Consider the following 16,660-nt stretch of genomic DNA (forward strand, 5'->3'; position numbering starts at 1 on the left):
GCCGCAGCGCCGACCTGCCGGCGCACCGATCTGCCGGCGTCGCGAGGATCTGCCGGCTTCGCATCGATCTGCCGCCGCTGCGCGGACCTGCCGCCGCTGCGTCGATCCGCCGGCCGCGCGGTGATCCGACCGCCGCGCGGTGATCCGCTCCGCGCGCGCGTCCGGGCACGCGCGGACAGCGGATCACCGCGCGGGGTGCGGATCATGCTGCGCGGGGGAGACGGTGCGCGACGGCGGCGAAGTCGTCCAGGTCGTCCCAGGTCCAGCGCACGACCGTGCGCACCTCGGGGCGGGCCCGCAGGGCGTCCTCGCGTCGCTTCTCCCAGACGACGGCGTCCGCCGCGCCCTCTCCCGGACGCACCGACCGCCCGTACTTGCCCAGGCCGTCGAACTCCCCGATCACCCCGTGGTCCGGCCACCAGAAGTCGACGACGCCGATCCGGTGACCGCGGTCGTCGAGCACGGGGTGCTGCAGTACGGGGGTCGCCACGTGCAGGCGCGCCATCCGGACGCGGCTGCGCGACTCGCCCGGCCCGTCCGCGCGGGCGTCGGCGAACGCGACGACGGCCCGGGCCCGGCCGATCCCGTGGCGTCCGCAGGCGGCGAGCACCGCGTCGCGCAGACGGTCGGGCGTGACCAGATGCCGGTGCAGTGCCGCGTCGGCGACGGCCACGGCGGTCTCGAACGGCGCGGTGCGGGCCACGTCGACGACGGTGCGGGCCACCGACGTCGTCGGGATGCCGTCGACGTCGACGACCTCGCCGTCGGCCAGGGGTGAGGCGTGCACGCGCAGCCGCGGCCCGCCGCGCCCGCCGGACGGGCGGTCCCGGGTGACGTGCACCGTGGTCAGGGGGACGCCCCAGACCGGCAGGCCGTGCCGCACGGCGGCGGAGGGACCGCTGACCACGGCCCCGGGGGCGAGGGTGGGGAACGTCGCCTCCACCAGGGTCGCGTGCCGTGTGGAGGCGAACCGCAGACGCTCGTCGCCGGTCTCCAGGTACACGCCCGGACGCAGACCGGTCCAGCGACCGGTGCGCAGGGCGGTGCGGATCTCGGCCTCGGTCGTCCCGAGTCTCAGCAGGTCGCGGCGCAGCAGCGGTTCGTCCACGGTCCCGACCCTGCCCGGATCCGGCCACCACACCGGGACGGGTTCGCCTCCTGTGGAGCAATCCCACGATTGTGGACGGGCACCGGTACCGGTGATCCCCGGTGCGCGCGCTGATCCGCTCGGTGCGCGCATCCGGGCACGCGCGTGCAGCGGATCACCGTGCGTGCAGCGGATCACCGTGCGCACGGCGGATCACCGCGCGCCCGGCGCATCACGGCGCGAACAAGGGATCACCGCGCGAACGAGGATGCCCGCGCGGCGGCGGACCAGCGCAGGTACAGGGCGATCGGCGCGGGTACAGGCGGGTCACCACCGCGGGGGGCGGAGCGGTGCGCGACCGATGTGCGACCGGTGGTCAGAGCTCGCCGGCGAGCACCTCGTGGCCGCGCAGGCGGGGCAGCGGCAGCACGACGGCGTCGCGGTCGTCGCGGGTGGGGCGGGCGCAGTGCGGGCAGCGGGCCCCGGCGGCGTCGCCGTGGCGGGCGGCGCGGCACAGGGGCACGACGGTGGCCGCAGCGGGTGCCTCGTGAGCAGGCATCGGCGTACCCCCCGGACGTCGACGTCGTGTGGTCGCCCCAGGCTAGCGCAGTCGGTGTGTCCGCCGTCACCCCACGGTGGCGAGACGGGCGCGGTAGAGGTCCGCATGCCGCTCGGCCGCCGCCGACCAGGTGTGTGCGGCGGCCAGTGCCCGCCCGGCGGCCGCGCGCCGCGGGTCGGGGGCGGCCAGCGCGTCGGCGAGCGCCGCGGCGAAACCGGCCGGGTCGTGGGCGAACCGTGCCGCGTCGCCGAAGACCTCGCGCAGCACCGGCAGGTCCCGGGTCACCAGCGGGACCCCGGCGGCGAGTGCCTCCATCGCGGCCAGGCCGAAGCCCTCCTTGGCCGACGGGAACGCGAACGCCGCCGCGCCGGCCATGAGACCGGGGAGCGCGTCGTCGTCGACGGGGCCGAGGATCTCCGGGACGACGCCCAGCTCCTCGGCCCGGGCGAGCACCCGGGACCGGTAGTCGCGGTAGTCGAACAGCGTCTCGCCGCCGCCGATCACCAGGCGGGCCCCCGGGCCGAGCAGCGCCATCGCCTCCACCAGGTCGGCGGTGCCCTTGCGCGGCTCGATCCCGCCGACCGAGAGCACGTAGCGACCGAACCGGTCCCGCCACGGCGAGCCGGCGCCGGTGTCGGCGGCCCGGGCGAAGCGGGCGGCGTCGACGCCGTTGCCGATCACGGTCGCCTCCCGGCCCCAGCCGGCGCGCACCTCGGCGGCGACGGCCCGGGAGACGCACACCAGCGCCGCCGGTCCGACCAGGGCGCGTTCGTGGCAGGCGGCCAGCTCGGGGGTGCTGAACTCGTCGAGGTGGTGCACGGTGCGCAGCAGCGAGCCGTAGCCGTGCGCGCGACCCTCGGCGTTGGCGGACAGGCAGTCCTGGGCGTGCCGCACGTCGACGGGCGGGGCCTCGGCCAACCCGGCGGCCAGGAGGTCGATCGAGCGGAGGATGCGGGCGCCGACGGTCTCGCCGTCGATCTCGGGCACCTCGACCAGGTGCACCGCGACGCGGGGGTCGACGGCCCGGAAGAAGCCGGCGTCCCCGCCTCGGGCCAGTGAGAACACCGCGACGTCGTGCCCGGCGGCGGCGAGCGCCTCGGCCAGCGCGAGGGTGTGCACGACCCCGCCGCGCGGCTTGGTGGAGTAGGTGGACAGCCGGATCCGCACCGCTCAGCCCCGGTAGAGGTCGGGTCGGCGTTCCTTGAGGTGGTGCAGCACCGCGCGGGCGGAGCCGATCATCTCGGCGGGTTCGACGTCGGCGACGGCGAGCCCGCCCTTGGACCAGGTGCGGGCCAGGATGTCCCCGCCCGGCCCGACGACCTTCGCCCGGCCCAGGAAGTGCAGCGAGCCGTTGCGCCCGCTCTGGTTCGCCGAGAGCAGCAGCACCTGGTTCTCCGCGGCGCGGGACTGGTCGTACAGGTCGAACAGCCGGGCCTGGCGGTCCTGCGCCATCCGGGGAGCCCGGTTGGTCAGCGAGGTCGGCCAGGCCGACAGGCAGGCCAGCAGCTGCGCGCCGTCGAGCGCCAGGGAGCGGGCCGACTCGGGGAAGGTCTTGTCGTGGTCGATGAGCATCCCCATCCGGCCGGCGGGGGTGTCGAACGCGGTGAACCCGTCCCCGGCGGCGAACAGCCCGGCCACACCCGCGGGCTGGTGCACCTTCCGGTGCCTGCCGAGCACGCCGTCGCCGGTCAGGCAGACCGCGGAGTTCCAGCGGACCCCCGGCTCGGGTCCGGCCTCGCAGAACCCGACGCACACCACCATCTCCCTGGCGAGCGCGGCGACCGCGCGCACCTCGGGGCCGTCCGGGTCGAGCTCGGGCGGCAGCACCGCGTCGTCGGCCGGGTCGGGGCTGCGCAGGTCGTGCACGTAGCCGCCGAGCGCGCCGTCGGGCAGCACCAGCACGCTCACGCCCTGCTCCCGGGCGTGCGCGACGATCACGCCGATCCGCTCCAGGTCGAACGCGACGTCCCGGGTGAAGTTCGCGGCCGCCGCGGCGACACGCACCTCACACCCCCGCGCGGACCGGACCCGGTCCGTAGGCCGCCGGACGGCGGTCACGCAGGTGCCCCATCACGCGGCGGGCGGCGTCCACGGACTGGTCGACGTCGACGGTCGCGACGGCCAGACCGGCCTCGCTGCCGGTCGTCGCCAGCACCTCGCCTCCCGGGTCGACGATCTTCGCGCTCGCCACCAGCTGCATGTCGCCGAAGGTACCGGCCTGGTTCGCCGAGACCCAGACGATCTGGTTCTCCAGCGCCCGGGAGCGGTCGTGCAGGTCGAAGCGGCGGGCCCACCGGTCGTCGGCGAGCACCGGGGCCCGGTTGGTCCGCGACGCCGGCCACGCCGACAGGCACAGCACGGTCCGGGCGCCGTCGTCGGCCAGCGCGCGGGCCGCCTCGGGGAACGCCTTGTCGTAGCAGATCATCATGCCGGTGCGGCCGTACGGCGTGTCGAACGCGGCGAACCGGTCACCGGCGGCGTAGCTGGAGTTCTCGTTGATCGGCTGGTGCACCTTGCGGTGCCGGCCGAGCACCCCGTCACCGGTGACGGCGACGCAGGAGTTGTAGGGCAGCCCGCCGGACGCGTCGTCCCCGATCTCGCAGTACCCGGCCGCGACGACCATGTCCCCGGCCAGCGCGGCAAGCCGCCGGATCTCCGGTCCGTCCGGGTCCAGCTGCGGGGGCCGGTCGGCCGGGGTGCCGGGCACGTCGTGCAGCGACGACAGGTAGCCGCCCATCGCGGCCTCGGGCAGCGCGAGCACCTGCACCCCGGCCGCGCGGGCGCGGGCGATCGTGGCGGCGATCCGGTCGAAGTCCTCGTCGAGGTCACGGACGAAGCCCTGCGCGGCGGCACCGAAGGTCGTGGGCGTCATCGGGTCTCCTCAGGGTGGGGGGCGGGGGTGCCGGCGCGGCCCATGCCGGTGACGCCCGCGGCGACGGCCTCGGTCTCCTCGCCGTCCGGCCAGCGCAGCCGGACCCCGGCACCGGGGACGAGCTCGCCGCACTCGGCGGAGACCGCGGGACCGGCGTCGGGGGCGGGGGCGCCGGGGTCGTCCGCGGTGAGCAGACCGAACCCGGGGAAGCAGGTGAACCAGTCGCCCGCGGTGGCACCGTCGGGGCGGGGGACGGCGGCGACGTCGAGCACGGCGCCGACCCCGGAGGCCTCGGCGAGCATGCCGAGGGTTCCGGCGAGCCCGGCCATCGACACGTCCTTCGCGGCGGCCGGGCGGTGCGGTGCGTCCGGGCCGATGGCGCCGACGGTCGCGGCGAGCTCAGCGCGGGTGCGGGAGGTGGTCGAGTCCCACTGGCGTCCGGCGTAGCCGGGTCGCCAGCCGCCGCCGAGGTCGGTGGTGAGCCGCACCCGGTGCCCGGCTCGCCCGCCACCGGCGGGGACGGGCCGGTCGGTGCGCCCGAGCGCGGTCAGCGACAGCGACGCGGGCACGTCGAGCTGGGTGTGCCCGCCGAGCAGCGGGACGCCGTAGGCGGCGGCCGCGTCGCGCACGCCGCTCAGCACGCGGTGGGCGAAGGAGGCGTCCCGGGCGCCGACGGCGTCGAGCAGTCCGACGGGGGCGGCGCCCATCGCCGCGAGGTCGTTGACGTTGACCAGCACCCCGGCCCAGCCCGCCCATTCCGGGTCGCGCTCGACCATGGCGGGCACGATCGCGTCGCAGCAGGCGATCAGGTCGCTGCCCGGGACGGGGGCGCCGTCGTCGCCGACGAACCCGGCCGGGCCGAGCCCGCCGACCAGCGCCCCCAACGGGGCCTTGGTGGCGACGACGAGATCCTGGACGCGGGTCACCGGCCACCGCATCGTGACGTGCGGGGCCCCGGCGACCACGCTGTCGCGCACCCGGGTCCAGCCGAGCCGCTCGAACAGGACCGCGCCCGCGGCCTGCACGTCGGCGTCGAAGCGCAGGGCACCCGCGGCCTCGGCGCGCGCGCACGCGGCGCGGACCAGCGCGGCGCCGACCCCGACACCGGCGCGGCGGCGTGCGGCGGGGGCCACCACCAGCCTGCTGCCGGTCCACCACCCGATGTCGGGGTGGGCCGCCCTGGCCGGGCCGAGGCGTACCCCGCCGAGCAGGGTCCCGTCGGCGTCGTGGGCGAGCAGGACGACGACGCGGCCGTCGGCGTCGTGGTCGTCGAGGTCGGCGGTGGGTCGGTCGGGGAACAGGCCCTGCTCGACGCAGAACACCGCGCGGCGCAGCGCCCGGTACGCGGCGACGCCGGGGTCGCGCGCATCGTCGGCGCGGGCCTCACGGATCGTGATCGCGGGCGGGTCGCCCGCGCCGGTCGGGCGGCCGCCGAGCAGCTCGTCGGCGATCCAGCGCGGTGCCGGGGTCAGGTGCCGGGGTTTCCCGGTCACGAAGCGGGGGCGCGGGTCGGTGGTGCTCACGCTCAGCCCCCCGCCGCCGACAGGGCGCTGCACGCCCCGCAGGCCGCACAGCCCGCGGCCTGGTCGGCGCCGCGCATCCCGGCGGCGCGGAGCACCGCGGCGACCCGCTCGGTGACGTCGGCGAGCAGGTCCGGGGCGGGTGCGGGCACCCCGTCGGCGAACGCGAGGGTGCCGGGCAGCGGCCGGTAGGGGACGACGAACGGGTACACCCCGGCCGCGACCAGCTCCGCCGCGCCGGCGACGAGCTCGTCGGGGTCCTCACCGAGACCGACGATCAGGTAGGTCGACACCGAGTTCGGGCCGAACACCCGCACGGCCTCGTCCCAGGCCGCCCAGTACTGGGACAGCGGAACCGTGGCCTTGCCGGGCATCCAGCGGCGGCGGACGTCGTCGTCGAGGGACTCGACGTGGATGCCGATCGCGTCGGCACCCGCGGCGGCCAGCTCGGCGACCACGCCGAGGTCGTCGGGGGCGGGCGGCTCGCACTGGACCTGGATCGGCAGCGCGGGGACGCGCTCGCGGATCGCGCGCACGCAGCGCAGCAGGTGTCGGGCGCCGCGGTCGCGGCCGTTCGAGGTGCCGGTGGTCAGCACCATCTGACGCACCCCGTCCAGGCGGACCGCGGCCTCGGCGACCTCGGCGAGCTGGTCGGGGGTCTTCACCGCCGTCGTCGCGCCGGAGGCCAGGGACTGCTCGATCGCGCAGAACCGGCAGCGGTCGGCCTCGCCGTAGCGCACGCAGGTCTGCACCACCGTCGAGGCGAGCACGTCGTTGCCGTGCAGGCGGGCGATCTTCTCGTAGGACACGCCGTCGGCGGTGGTGAGGTCGTAGAACGCCGGCCGGGCGACGGTGTCGACGGCGACGCCCATGTCGGTCACGCCGCCGCCGGGCTCGCGGCGCAGCAGCCGTCCGTCCCGCAGCCGGTACGGGGAGTCGGCGACGATCGGGACCGTGGTCGCCAGCCCGTCGACGAGCACGTGCCCGTCCGCGGACGGTCCCGCCCCGCCGGGGCGGCGCAGCGGGATGACCGAGCCGAGGTCGGTCACGCCGGAGGGTCGGTCCGGCCGGGTGCCGGTGTCAGCGCCGGTGCCGGAACCGGTGTCGGAGTCGGTGTCGGGGTCGAGCCCCACGCCGCGGACGGCGAGCTCGGCGCGGGCCCGCAGACCGGGCTCGGTACGGGACGGTGCGGACATGCGGCGGACCTCCGTGGATGCGACGGCCGGGTGCGACGGGCCGGATGCGACGGGCCGGGTGCGGCGGGGCGACCGGTGCGCCCGGCCGCACCGAGACGCAGCCCACGGCGGGCGTGGCGGGCGACGGGGCGCCCTGTGCTGCATCTCGGTGCGGGATCCGGTACGCGACGGCGTCCCGCCGTCTCCTCAGAGCTGGTAGGTCGAGTTGATGATCGCGCCCTTGCGGGCGTAGTAGATGAGGGCGTCCTGGACGTCGAGCGGGTGCGTCGGGATGACGCCCTCGATCAGGTCCTCCTCGCGGGCACCGTGCAGCGACAGCCCGAAGCGACAGCAGTAGACCTTGCCGCCCTCGCCGATGAAGGTCTTGAGCTGGTCGTTGATGTTGTGCTCGCCGGGGAACGCGGACGTGCCGGTGGTCGGGAAGCCGCGGGTGGCCAGGCAGTTCAGCGAGCCGGGGCCGTAGAAGTACATGGCCGACTCGAAGCCCTTGCGCAGGGCACGGGTCGCCTGCAGCACGGCCACGAAGCTGACCGAGGACTCGTGGGCGATGCCGTGCACCAGGGTGAAGTAGGTCTCGCCGTCCTCGGCCTGCAGGTCGGGGAAGACCTTCGTCCCGCCGTAGATGCTTGAACCCTCGGGCAGCGAGGGGTGCGGGATCTCCTCGAGGCTCTTCTTCTCGACGTCGGACAGCTCGGCGCTGGTCATGGGGATGCTCCTCGTGGTGTGACGGATCCACGCCGGGAAACGTGTGCGTGGGAGCGCCGGAGAGGGAGAATGCGATGGGATCGGGTCCCACCGTTTCCGGCGATCACTACGACACCAGTGTTCTGTTGCCGGAACGTTGAGAGCGGACTACGACAACAATTCCGGATCGGCCCTGTGTGACCGTCGTGTTGCGTAACACGGGGCAATACTCCCGTCGTCCGAACGACACGATTCGGTAATGCGACGGGTCGACGGTGGGTCCGTTCCCCGACCACCCACGAGGAGGCCCCATGACCGCGATGATCCGACGCGAGGACCGGCGTCCCCCGCCCGCCGAGCTGGACGGTGAGCACCGGACGGTCGTCGTCGTCGGCGGCGGGCAGGCGGGTCTGTCGATGAGCCGGTGCCTGGACGTGCGCGGCATCGACCACCTCGTCCTCGAACGCGACGTCGTCGCCTCGTCCTGGAAGCGGCACCGCTGGGACACGTTCAGCCTGGTCACGCCGAACTGGCAGTGCGACCTGCCGGACTTCCCCTACGCCGGGCCGGACCCGCACGGGTTCATGGTCCGCAGCGAGATCGTCGACTACCTGGAGGCCTACCGGGCGTTCGTCGACCCGCCGCTGATCGAGGGCGTCGAGGTGAGACGCGTGCACCAGGACGAGCGGGGGACCTTCGTCGTCGAGACCTCCGCCGGGAGGTGCACCGCGGACCAGGTCGTCGTCGCCACCGGCGGGTACCACACACCGCTCACCCCGCCGCTGTCCGAGCCGCTGCCGGCCGGCATCACGCAGATCGGGTCCCAGGACTACCGCAACCCCGGGCAGCTGCCGCCGGGGGAGGTGCTGGTGGTCGGGTCCGGGCAGTCCGGCGCCCAGATCGCCGAGGACCTGCACCTGGAGGGACGGACGGTGCACCTCGTCGTCGGGCACGCGCCGCGGGTGGCCCGCTTCTACCGGGGCCGCGACGTCACCGACTGGCTCGACGAGATGGGCTACTACCGGATGCCGGTCACCCGGCACCCGCGTCGCGAGGCCGTGCGCGCGCAGGCCAACCACTACGTGACCGGCCGCGACGGCGGTCGCGACATCGACCTGCGCCGCTTCGCCACCGAGGGCATGCGGCTCTACGGCGCGCTCACCGACCACGCCGCGGGGCGGCTCACCTTCGCCCCCGACCTGGAGTCCTCCCTGGACCACGCCGACGAGGTCAGCGAGTCCATCAAGGACACCATCGACGGCTGGATCGCCGACAAGGGGATCGACGCCCCGGTCGAGGAGCGCTACACCCCGGTGTGGCGCCCGGAGCGCGAGATCACCGAGCTGGCGCTGGCCGACACCGGGATCACCTCGGTGGTCTGGTGCATCGGGTTCCGGCAGGACTTCTCCTGGGTCGACCTCGGTGTGTTCACCGGCCGCGGCTCGCCGGTGCACAGCCGCGGCGTGACGAGCGTTCCCGGGTTGTTCTTCCTCGGTCTGCCCTGGCAGTGGACCTGGGGGTCCGGACGGTTCTCCGGGGTGGGCGCCGACGCGGCGTTCCTCGCCGAGCGGATCCGCTCCCAGCGCGGCCTGACCTCGACCGGCGGCCGCGGCGACGTCTGCAACGTCCTGGCCCTGGGGTCCTGAGTGGACGGGTCCGTCGACCCTGACGACCCGGCCGACCTGGGCGGGACGACGGGCTGGGGCCGGGTCGTCGCCCCGGGCGACGTCGAGCCCGAGCCGCCGTTCGCCCGGGCATGGGAGGGGCGGGCGTTTGCACTGACCGCGCTGACCATGGGCCGGATCTCCGGACGCAACCTGGACGCGTTCCGGCACGCGCTGTCCCGGTTGGACCGCACCCGCTACCTCGACGACGGTTACTACGGCCGCTGGCTGCATGCCGCCGAGCTGATGCTGGTCGACTCGGGCGTGCTGGCTCCCGGCGCGGTGGAGGCCCGTGCCCGGCACACCCGCGGCGAGGACGTGCCCGAGCCGGCCGACCCGCCCCTGGCGAAGCCCGACTACGCACCCACCGCGCCCGGGTCGCTGCGCACCGTCGACGCCGCGCCGCGCTTCGCCCCCGGCGACCCGGTCCGCGCCCGCCGGGAGCCCCCGGACGTCGCGCCGCCCGCGCCGTCGGCGGGGCCGGTCGGGCGGGGACCGTGCAAGCTGCCCCGCTATCTGCGCGGAGCGCCCGGTGCCGTGACCGCGGTCCGGCCCGCGCACGTGCTGCCCGACACCCACGCGGTGTTCGCCGGGGAGCACCCCGAGCACGTGTACACCGTGGCCTTCGCCGCCCCCGACGTGTGGGGCCCCGGCGCGCACCCGGACGTGATCGTGCACGCCGATCTGTTCGAGTCCTACCTGGAGCCACGATGACCGACGACGATCCCGGTCCGGCGCTGCGCACCGCGGCGCTGGAGGAGCTGCTGGTCGAACGGGGGCTGGTGGACCCGGCCGTCGTCGACGGGGTCGTGCGCACCTACGAACGCGACGTCGGTCCCCTGAACGGGGCGACGGTCGTCGCCCGCGCCTGGACCGACCCGGAGTACCGGGAGTGGCTGCTGCGCGACGGCACGGCGGCGATCGCCGCGCTCGGGTTCAGCGGACCGCAGGGCGAGCACATGGTGGTGCTGGAGCAGACCGACCAGGTGCACCACGTCGTGGTCTGCACGCTGTGCTCCTGCTATCCGTGGCCGGTCCTCGGCCTGCCCCCGAGCTGGTACAAGGACCCCGCCTACCGGGCCCGGGTCGTGCGCGAGCCGCGCACCGTGCTCGCCGAGATGGGGCTCGACGTGCCCCCGGAGCGCCGGATCGAGGTGTGGGACTCCTCGGCCGAGGTCCGCTACCTCGTGCTGCCGCGCCGACCCGCCGGCACCGACGGGTTCACCGTCGAGCAGCTCGCCGGGCTGGTCGGGCGGGACGCGATGGTCGGGGTCGCCGACGTGGCCGGGCCGTCGTGAGCGGGCCGGTGCTCGACACCACGGGTCCCGCGGCCCCGCCGCGCAGCAACGGGGAGCTGGTGTTCGCCGCGCCCTGGGAGGGGCGCGCGTTCGGGCTGGCCGTCGCGCTCGCCGAGGCGGGGGTGTTCACCTGGGACGGGTTCCGCGACCGGCTGGTCGCGCGGATCGCCGCCGATCCCGCCGCCCCCTACTACGGTTGCTGGCTCGCCGCCTGTGAGGACGCGCTCGTCGCCGCGGGCCGTCTCGACGGGGCGGAGGTGCTCACCCGGGCCGCCGACCTCGCCGCCCGCCCGGCCGGGCACGACCACGACCACGCCGACCACGACCACGCCGACCACGACCACGCCGACCACGCTCGGTAGGAGAACGTGCACCGATCGTCACAGAATGGTTCGGTGGTCGCATTCCGCGCATTACCCCGCGCGAATGGGGAAGGGAACTGCGCCGACCCGATCGGGGCGGTGAACGACCCGGCCGGTGTCACCGCTCGGTAACCGATCATGTTTCGCGGGGCCGATGTCCCGGTGCGCGGATAGATTGTGGTCATGAGCGGATCGCGGCCGATGGTCCTGCGGACCGTCGCCTGGTGCGCGGGCGTCCTGCTGGTGGGCGCCGGCGTGCTGGCCGCCGTCGTCGTCGGTGTCGGGACGCTCGTCGCACCGGGGGAGGCGCGCGCGTCCCGCGAGATCGACCCGGCCACCGAGTTCGCCCGGCTCGCCGTCGACGACCCGGCCGCCGCGCTGCGCTCGTGCACCCCCGCGCAGGGGACCCTCCTCGACGCCCTCTCCGGTGCGCTCCCGGCCGGTGCGGTGCCCGGCGCGGCCCGGTTCACCGCGACCGACGGGGACCTCACGTTCGTCTCGGCGCCGATCACCGGCACGGTGCGCGGCGCCGGGGACCGCGCCGTGTGGGTGTGGGGGCGCCAGGGCTTCGCCGCCGTCACCGACGACGCGCGCGCCCTCACCCCCGAGCTCCCCGGGCCCGCGCGCTACGCCACCGGCCCGGACGCGGCGGGCGCGGTCCGCGCCGCGACCTGCGTCGAGGCCGCGCAGCGCGCCGAACGCTCCGGCGTCGCGCCGACCCAGGGCCCGATCGTCCCGCGCTGAGCCGGGCTCGCCCCCCGGGCACGATCAGCCCGGCCCCCGGGCAGGGTCAGCTCGGCCCCCCGGGCGGGGGCAGCTCAGTCCCGCGGGCGGGGGCAGCTCAGTCCCCGGGCAGGATCAGGCAGCTCGACGTGGCCTCGCCCAGCAGCCTCCCCCGGGCGTCGGTCAGCTCGGCCCGGGCCAGCGCGGTGCGGCGCCCGGCCTGCACGACGTGGCCGGTGCACGTCACGGTGCCGGTGTCGACGGTGATCCGGCGCAGGAAGCGCACCGACAGGTCCAGGCTGGTGTAGCCGGTCCCGGCGGGGAGCGTGGAGTGCACCGCGCACCCGCAGGCGGAGTCGAGCAGCGTGGCGTACACCCCGCCGTGCACCGAGCCGATCGGGTTGTACTGGTGCTCGCCGGGTTCGAAGGCGAACGCGACGCGCCCGTGCTCGGCGGAGACGGCGCGGAAGCCGACGAGACTCGCGACGGGCGCGCCGGGGAGACGGCCGTCGACGATCCGGCGCAGGTACTCCAGTCCGTCCAGACCGGACGCGGCGGCGGCGAGCGCCATCGGGTCGGTCCACTCGTGCTCGCGGCGGCGCGTGGCGGCCGGCCCGGTGGCGGGCCCTGCTGCGGAGGTCATCGTGGCTCCTGGTCGGTGTCGGTGTCGGTGTCGGTGTCGGTGTCGGTGTCGGTGTCGGGGGCTCCGGGCCCCGGTTCGAGGTGGACCTCGTCGGTACGGCCCAGACGGTGTCCGGCACCGCACACGCTCACCAGGCGCACCGGGGCGCCGCAGCCGGTGTGCACGCGGACCACGGGAGGTCCGGCGTCGCCGGCGAGGTGCCGGTCACCGAAGTCCATGAGTGCGGCCAGGACGACGCCCAGATCGCGGCCGCGCCGGGTCAGGCGGTACTCGGCACGGGTCCGCGCCCCGGGTTCGCGGTAGTCCACCCGTTCGACGACGCCGTCGTCGACCAGCTCGGACAGGCGCCGGCTCTGCACGGTGCGCGCGACACCCAGGCCGCGCGCCAGCTGGTCGAAGCGGGTGATCCCGCGGCCGAGGTCGCGCACCAGCAGCACCGTCCAGGGGTCGGCCAGCAGCGCCGCGGTGCGGGCCACCGAGCACACCTGGGACGCCGCCGCCGTCCGTGCGTCCATCCCGCCCCCTGGGTATCGCTGAGCTACCCAGGCAGCTTAGCCCGGCGGGGAGGACGGCGACAGATGCCGGTCCCTCGTGCGCGATTGACCGCGCCCACAGCGGGAAGGCGGGACGGGACACCGCACGAGCACGAGACCGAGGAGGAACCCACGGTGGCGAACGAACTGCAGGGCCGGACCGTCGCGATCCTGGCCACGGACGGCGTCGAGAAGGTCGAGCTGGTCCAGCCCCGCGACGAGCTGCGCAAGGCCGGCGCGCGGGTCGAGGTGGTCTCGCTGTCCACGGACCCGATCCAGTCGATGTCGGCCGACATCAACCCGGACGAAAAGCTTGACGTCGACCGTGCCGTCGCGGACGTGTCCGCCGACGACTACGACGCCCTGGTGCTGCCCGGCGGCACCGTGAACCCGGACAACCTCCGGGCCGACGCCACCGCGGTGGCGTTCGTGAAGGCGTTCTTCACGGCGGGCAAGCCGGTCGGCGCGATCTGCCACGGGCCGTGGACGCTGGTCGAGGCCGACGTCGTGAAGGGCCGCACCCTCACCTCGTTCCCGAGCATCCGGACCGACCTGCGCAATGCCGGCGCGACCGTCGTCGACGAGCAGGTCGTGACCGACGAGGGGCTGGTCACCAGCCGCAACCCCGACGACCTCGACGCGTTCTGCGCGAAGCTGGTCGAGGAGTTCGCCGAGGGCAGGCACCCGGTGCACCCGGAGGGTGCGACCGCCTGAGCTCCCCACGTACGACGGACGGGGCCGTCCTCCCAGGTGGGAGGGCCGGCCCCGTCGGCGTCGGTCCGGGTCAGCCCTCGACCGGGCCGGGCATCTGCGCGTCGTCCTCGGGGTGCTCGCGACAGCGGTCGGTGTCGGGGCGCACCTCGAGCCGCTCGTCGTCGATCCGTCCGCCGCACACGTCGCAGCGGCCGTACTCGCCCTTGTCGAGGCGGGTCAGCGCCGCGCGCACCCGCCGTGTGCGGGCGCGGCGGGTGTTCTCGTCCAGGTCGTGGGCCATCGTCTCGTAGGCCCGAGCGCCCTCGTCGCCGAAGTCGAGACCGTCGCCGACGCGGTCCTGGCCCGGGGCCGGCCGCTCGGTCGCGACCGTACCGCCCTCCAGCCGGTCCAGCTCCTCGGTCAGCAGGGACCGTGCCCGCTGCGCGTCCATCGGGGTCTCCTCTCCTTGTCGTGGCGACCGTGCCGGCCGCACGCGGACCGGACTACCCCGCCCGCCGTCCGGCACACGCGCACCGTTTCGCTGCCGGAGCCACGGGTAGCCGCGGTCCGGTCGTCGGGCGCGGCCGTCGACCCCCTCGGTCGTGCCCGTCGGTCTCCCGCCCGCCGTCGCACCGACGCGGGACGACCGTGAGGAGCCCCCGTGCCCGACAGCCCGCCCGCTCAGCAGCAGACCCCGCCCGGTGACACCGCGGCGATGACCCCCGAGCCCCGCGACGAGATGCGCGGCTACCGGGGCCGTGACCTGCTCGCCGGCACCGTCGCACTGGTCACCGGCGGCGACTCCGGCATCGGGCGCGCCGTCTGCGTCGCCTTCGCCAAGGAGGGCGCCGACGTCGCCCTGGCCCATCTCGACGAGGACACCGACGCCGAGCACACCGCGCGGCTCGTTCGCGACGAGGGCCGCCGCTGCCTGACCCTGCCCGGTGACCTCGGCGACGCCGGGCACTGCGCCGAGGTCGTGCGCCGCACCGTCGACGAGCTCGGCCGCCTGGACACCGTGGTCAACAACATCGCCACCCAGGACCCCGTCGACGATCTCACCGACATCGACGACGATGCCTGGCTGCGCACCTTCGAGGTGAACATCCACAGCTACTTCCGCGTGACCAAGGCGGCCCTCGCGCACCTGCCCGACGGCGGCGCGATCGTCAACACCGGGTCGATCAACGGGTTGCGCGGCAACAAGAGCCTCATCGACTACTCCGCCACCAAGGGCGCGGTGCAGTCGCTGACGTCCTCGCTCGCCCAGTCGCTGACCCCGCGCGGCATCCGGGTCAACTGCGTCGCACCCGGCCCGGTGTGGACCCCGCTGATCCCGGCGACCATGCCGGAGGAGAAGGTCGAGGGCTTCGGGGAGCAGACCCCGATGGGGCGGCCCGCGTCCCCGGACGAGATCGCCCCGTCCTTCGTGTTCTTCGCCGCGCCGCGGCTGTCCTCGTACTACACCGGGGAGGTGCTCGCCCCGGTCGGTGGTGAGACCCTGCCCGGCTGACACCGGGAGGTCGCGGGGAGGCCCCCGCCGGGGAGGCCCGCACGGGTCAGTCGCCGGTGAGCCGCTCGCGCAGCCGCGACAGCGTGCGGGACAGCAGCCGGGACACGTGCATCTGGGAGATGCCCAGGTCGGCGGCGATCTGGGACTGGGTCCGGTCGCCGTAGAAGCGCAGCACCAGGATGCGGCGCTCGCGCTCGGGCAGCTCGGCCAGCGCCGCCCGCATGCCCGGGCCGTGGGCCGCCAGGTCCAGCGCCGGGTCCTCTCCGCCCAACCGCTCGACGAGCGGCAGGGTCTGACCGGGGCCGTCGCCGTCGCCGACGGGGGCGTCGAGGGACCTGGCGTGGTGCGACTCCAGCGCGCCGAGCGCGTCGACGACCTCGTCGACCGACACGCCGGCCTGCTCGGCGATCTCCGACGGCCGCGGCGGGCGCCCGAGGCGCTGGCCCATCTCGTCGGCGATCCGGCCGACCGCGACGGCCAACTCCTTGAGGTCGCGCGGTACCCGCACCGACCACGAGTGGTCGCGCAGGTGACGCTTCATCTCGCCGCGGATGCTCGGCACCAGGTAGCCCAGCGGGCCCCCGGTCGCCGACCCCGGGTCGTACCGGTCGACCGCCTTGACCAGGCCGAGCATGCCGGCCTGCTCGATGTCCTCGGCGCCCCGGCCGGGAGCGGCGAAGCGCCGGGACAGGTTGCGCACCAGGGGACGGAACTCGGTGATGACGTGGTCGCGCAACGCCGCCCGGCCGGGTGCACCGTCCGGGGTGGCCGCCAGCTGGTGCAGGTCGGGGATGAGGTCGTCGTAGCCGTGGCGGCCGTCGCGGGTGCGCTCCGCGGGCCGGGTGGGAAGTGTGGGACTGTGCATGGTCCCTCGCAATCGCCGATGGCAGTGCGGGGTCCGCTGCGTGTTGAACGGATCTCGGATCGGCTCCCTGGACACGGTACGTATCGGAGCCGGACGATCACCGTAACCCCGGGCCGCGGCCCCCACAACCCGTCGGAGCCGCTGCGGGGCAACGCGGGGACCGCACCCCTCGTCGGGCGCGGCGCGTCCGACGAGGGGTGCGGTCGTCTCCGGGGAGTCGGTGGTCGGTCAGGCGTCGACCTCGGCGACGGTGGCGCCGTCCGCGGCGCGCTGCACCGCCTCGCAGCCCTTGTGCGCCGCCGCCTTCGTCTCGTAGGCCTCGCCGACCGCGACGACCTGTCCGTTGCTCGCCTTGAGCCGGAACCGGAACTTTCCGCCCCGGTCCTCGTACACCTCGAACTTGCCTGCCACAGGGACCTCCTCGTCTCGACCGGTACCCGCGGTTGCT

At 75.3% G+C, this 16,660-nt stretch carries 20 protein-coding genes; 7 read left to right on the forward strand and 13 right to left on the reverse strand.

The features are described 5' to 3' along the window. Positions 1–202: 202 nt before the first annotated feature. The 8 genes from Ae331Ps2_RS18660 to Ae331Ps2_RS18690 form a co-directional block, all read right to left on the reverse strand. Positions 203–1,108 (reverse strand): hypothetical protein, encoded by a 906-nt coding sequence (locus Ae331Ps2_RS18660; protein WP_075329763.1) that lies wholly within the window; start codon positions 1,106–1,108, stop codon positions 203–205. 355 nt (positions 1,109–1,463) lie between these two features. Then, on the reverse strand, positions 1,464–1,646 hold the full coding sequence (locus Ae331Ps2_RS31315) for a hypothetical protein (RefSeq protein WP_139318772.1): 183 nt from the start codon (positions 1,644–1,646) through the stop codon (positions 1,464–1,466). Positions 1,647–1,712: 66 nt separating this feature from the next. Beyond that, positions 1,713–2,813, reverse strand: a complete 1,101-nt coding sequence (locus Ae331Ps2_RS18665) for an MSMEG_0565 family glycosyltransferase (protein WP_075307464.1) — start codon at positions 2,811–2,813, stop codon at positions 1,713–1,715. A gap of 3 nt (positions 2,814–2,816) precedes the next feature. Continuing rightward, the gene (locus tag Ae331Ps2_RS18670) at positions 2,817–3,650 is read right to left on the reverse strand and encodes a carbon-nitrogen hydrolase family protein (RefSeq protein WP_075312088.1); all 834 of its coding nucleotides are present in this window, start codon (positions 3,648–3,650) and stop codon (positions 2,817–2,819) included. A 1-nt stretch (position 3,651) separates the two neighbouring features. Then, the gene (locus Ae331Ps2_RS18675) at positions 3,652–4,518 is read right to left on the reverse strand and encodes a carbon-nitrogen hydrolase family protein (protein WP_020623658.1); all 867 of its coding nucleotides are present in this window, start codon (positions 4,516–4,518) and stop codon (positions 3,652–3,654) included. Beyond that, complete coding sequence (locus tag Ae331Ps2_RS18680) at positions 4,515–6,041, reverse strand: MSMEG_0567/sll0787 family protein (RefSeq protein ID WP_233147608.1); 1,527 nt, start codon at positions 6,039–6,041, stop codon at positions 4,515–4,517. The genes Ae331Ps2_RS18675 and Ae331Ps2_RS18680 overlap by 4 nt, the downstream gene beginning before the upstream one ends. A 2-nt stretch (positions 6,042–6,043) precedes the next feature. Continuing rightward, on the reverse strand, positions 6,044–7,234 hold the full coding sequence (locus Ae331Ps2_RS18685) for an MSMEG_0568 family radical SAM protein (protein ID WP_083695735.1): 1,191 nt from the start codon (positions 7,232–7,234) through the stop codon (positions 6,044–6,046). Between the two features lie 186 nt (positions 7,235–7,420). Next, positions 7,421–7,939: an MSMEG_0572/Sll0783 family nitrogen starvation response protein gene (locus Ae331Ps2_RS18690; RefSeq protein ID WP_020623507.1), complete on the reverse strand. Its 519-nt coding sequence runs from the start codon at positions 7,937–7,939 to the stop codon at positions 7,421–7,423. Between the two features lie 290 nt (positions 7,940–8,229). Here Ae331Ps2_RS18690 and Ae331Ps2_RS18695 point away from each other — a divergent pair, with 290 nt between their 5' ends. From Ae331Ps2_RS18695 to Ae331Ps2_RS18715, 5 genes are all read left to right on the forward strand, one after another. Next, positions 8,230–9,564: an MSMEG_0569 family flavin-dependent oxidoreductase gene (locus tag Ae331Ps2_RS18695; protein WP_170918290.1), complete on the forward strand. Its 1,335-nt coding sequence runs from the start codon at positions 8,230–8,232 to the stop codon at positions 9,562–9,564. Then, positions 9,565–10,296 carry an SH3-like domain-containing protein gene (locus tag Ae331Ps2_RS18700; RefSeq protein ID WP_075307462.1) on the forward strand — a complete coding sequence of 244 codons (732 nt, stop codon included), beginning with the start codon at positions 9,565–9,567 and terminating at the stop codon, positions 10,294–10,296. After that, the gene (gene nthA / locus Ae331Ps2_RS18705; protein ID WP_075307460.1) at positions 10,293–10,880 is read left to right on the forward strand and encodes a nitrile hydratase subunit alpha; all 588 of its coding nucleotides are present in this window, start codon (positions 10,293–10,295) and stop codon (positions 10,878–10,880) included. Before Ae331Ps2_RS18700 ends, nthA begins: the two co-directional genes overlap by 4 nt. Beyond that, a complete protein-coding gene (locus Ae331Ps2_RS18710) occupies positions 10,877–11,242 on the forward strand; it encodes a nitrile hydratase accessory protein (RefSeq protein ID WP_075307458.1) in 366 nt (121 codons plus the stop codon). The genes nthA and Ae331Ps2_RS18710 overlap by 4 nt, the downstream gene beginning before the upstream one ends. Positions 11,243–11,425: 183 nt before the next feature. Next, positions 11,426–11,986: a hypothetical protein gene (locus Ae331Ps2_RS18715; protein ID WP_139318771.1), complete on the forward strand. Its 561-nt coding sequence runs from the start codon at positions 11,426–11,428 to the stop codon at positions 11,984–11,986. A 97-nt stretch (positions 11,987–12,083) separates the two neighbouring features. Here the strand turns inward: Ae331Ps2_RS18715 and Ae331Ps2_RS18720 are convergent, their stop codons facing one another. Both Ae331Ps2_RS18720 and Ae331Ps2_RS18725 read right to left on the reverse strand, forming a co-directional pair. Beyond that, entirely contained in the window at positions 12,084–12,608 is a 525-nt protein-coding gene (locus Ae331Ps2_RS18720; RefSeq protein ID WP_075307454.1) for a PaaI family thioesterase, read from the reverse strand. Next, positions 12,605–13,123: a helix-turn-helix domain-containing protein gene (locus tag Ae331Ps2_RS18725; RefSeq protein WP_075329764.1), complete on the reverse strand. Its 519-nt coding sequence runs from the start codon at positions 13,121–13,123 to the stop codon at positions 12,605–12,607. The genes Ae331Ps2_RS18720 and Ae331Ps2_RS18725 overlap by 4 nt, the downstream gene beginning before the upstream one ends. 153 nt (positions 13,124–13,276) lie before the next feature. Between Ae331Ps2_RS18725 and Ae331Ps2_RS18730 the strand changes: the two genes are divergently transcribed. Then, positions 13,277–13,855 (forward strand): type 1 glutamine amidotransferase domain-containing protein, encoded by a 579-nt coding sequence (locus Ae331Ps2_RS18730; RefSeq protein ID WP_020622524.1) that lies wholly within the window; start codon positions 13,277–13,279, stop codon positions 13,853–13,855. Positions 13,856–13,925: 70 nt separating this feature from the next. On the opposite strand, the gene Ae331Ps2_RS18735 is transcribed toward Ae331Ps2_RS18730, so the two are convergent. Next, positions 13,926–14,285 (reverse strand): TraR/DksA C4-type zinc finger protein, encoded by a 360-nt coding sequence (locus tag Ae331Ps2_RS18735; RefSeq protein ID WP_020622523.1) that lies wholly within the window; start codon positions 14,283–14,285, stop codon positions 13,926–13,928. A 264-nt stretch (positions 14,286–14,549) separates the two neighbouring features. On the opposite strand from Ae331Ps2_RS18735, the gene Ae331Ps2_RS18740 reads away from it, so the two are divergent. Continuing rightward, on the forward strand, positions 14,550–15,347 hold the full coding sequence (locus Ae331Ps2_RS18740) for an SDR family oxidoreductase (protein WP_075312080.1): 798 nt from the start codon (positions 14,550–14,552) through the stop codon (positions 15,345–15,347). 46 nt (positions 15,348–15,393) lie between these two features. Here Ae331Ps2_RS18740 and Ae331Ps2_RS18745 read toward each other — a convergent pair whose 3' ends face one another. Beyond that, positions 15,394–16,212 (reverse strand): SigB/SigF/SigG family RNA polymerase sigma factor, encoded by an 819-nt coding sequence (locus Ae331Ps2_RS18745; RefSeq protein ID WP_020622521.1) that lies wholly within the window; start codon positions 16,210–16,212, stop codon positions 15,394–15,396. A gap of 228 nt (positions 16,213–16,440) precedes the next feature. Further along, positions 16,441–16,623 carry a DUF1508 domain-containing protein gene (locus tag Ae331Ps2_RS18750; protein ID WP_075307450.1) on the reverse strand — a complete coding sequence of 61 codons (183 nt, stop codon included), beginning with the start codon at positions 16,621–16,623 and terminating at the stop codon, positions 16,441–16,443. Between the last annotated feature and the right edge of the window lie 37 nt (positions 16,624–16,660).

Source organism: Pseudonocardia sp. Ae331_Ps2 (assembly GCF_001932405.1).
GTDB lineage: Bacteria > Actinomycetota > Actinomycetes > Mycobacteriales > Pseudonocardiaceae > Pseudonocardia.

Coding starts and splice junctions, on each gene's coding strand:
- Ae331Ps2_RS31315 (WP_139318772.1), bottom strand. CDS start 1,646: ATGCCTGCTCACGAGGCACCCGCTGCGGCCACCGTCGTGCCCCTGTGC.
- Ae331Ps2_RS18690 (WP_020623507.1), bottom strand. CDS start 7,939: ATGACCAGCGCCGAGCTGTCCGACGTCGAGAAGAAGAGCCTCGAGGAG.
- Ae331Ps2_RS18715 (WP_139318771.1), top strand. CDS start 11,426: ATGAGCGGATCGCGGCCGATGGTCCTGCGGACCGTCGCCTGGTGCGCG.
- Ae331Ps2_RS18685 (WP_083695735.1), bottom strand. CDS start 7,234: ATGTCCGCACCGTCCCGTACCGAGCCCGGTCTGCGGGCCCGCGCCGAG.
- Ae331Ps2_RS18740 (WP_075312080.1), top strand. CDS start 14,550: ATGACCCCCGAGCCCCGCGACGAGATGCGCGGCTACCGGGGCCGTGAC.
- Ae331Ps2_RS18720 (WP_075307454.1), bottom strand. CDS start 12,608: ATGACCTCCGCAGCAGGGCCCGCCACCGGGCCGGCCGCCACGCGCCGC.
- Ae331Ps2_RS18725 (WP_075329764.1), bottom strand. CDS start 13,123: ATGGACGCACGGACGGCGGCGGCGTCCCAGGTGTGCTCGGTGGCCCGC.
- Ae331Ps2_RS18695 (WP_170918290.1), top strand. CDS start 8,230: ATGACCGCGATGATCCGACGCGAGGACCGGCGTCCCCCGCCCGCCGAG.
- Ae331Ps2_RS18735 (WP_020622523.1), bottom strand. CDS start 14,285: ATGGACGCGCAGCGGGCACGGTCCCTGCTGACCGAGGAGCTGGACCGG.
- nthA (WP_075307460.1), top strand. CDS start 10,293: ATGACCGACGACGATCCCGGTCCGGCGCTGCGCACCGCGGCGCTGGAG.
- Ae331Ps2_RS18745 (WP_020622521.1), bottom strand. CDS start 16,212: ATGCACAGTCCCACACTTCCCACCCGGCCCGCGGAGCGCACCCGCGAC.
- Ae331Ps2_RS18675 (WP_020623658.1), bottom strand. CDS start 4,518: ATGACGCCCACGACCTTCGGTGCCGCCGCGCAGGGCTTCGTCCGTGAC.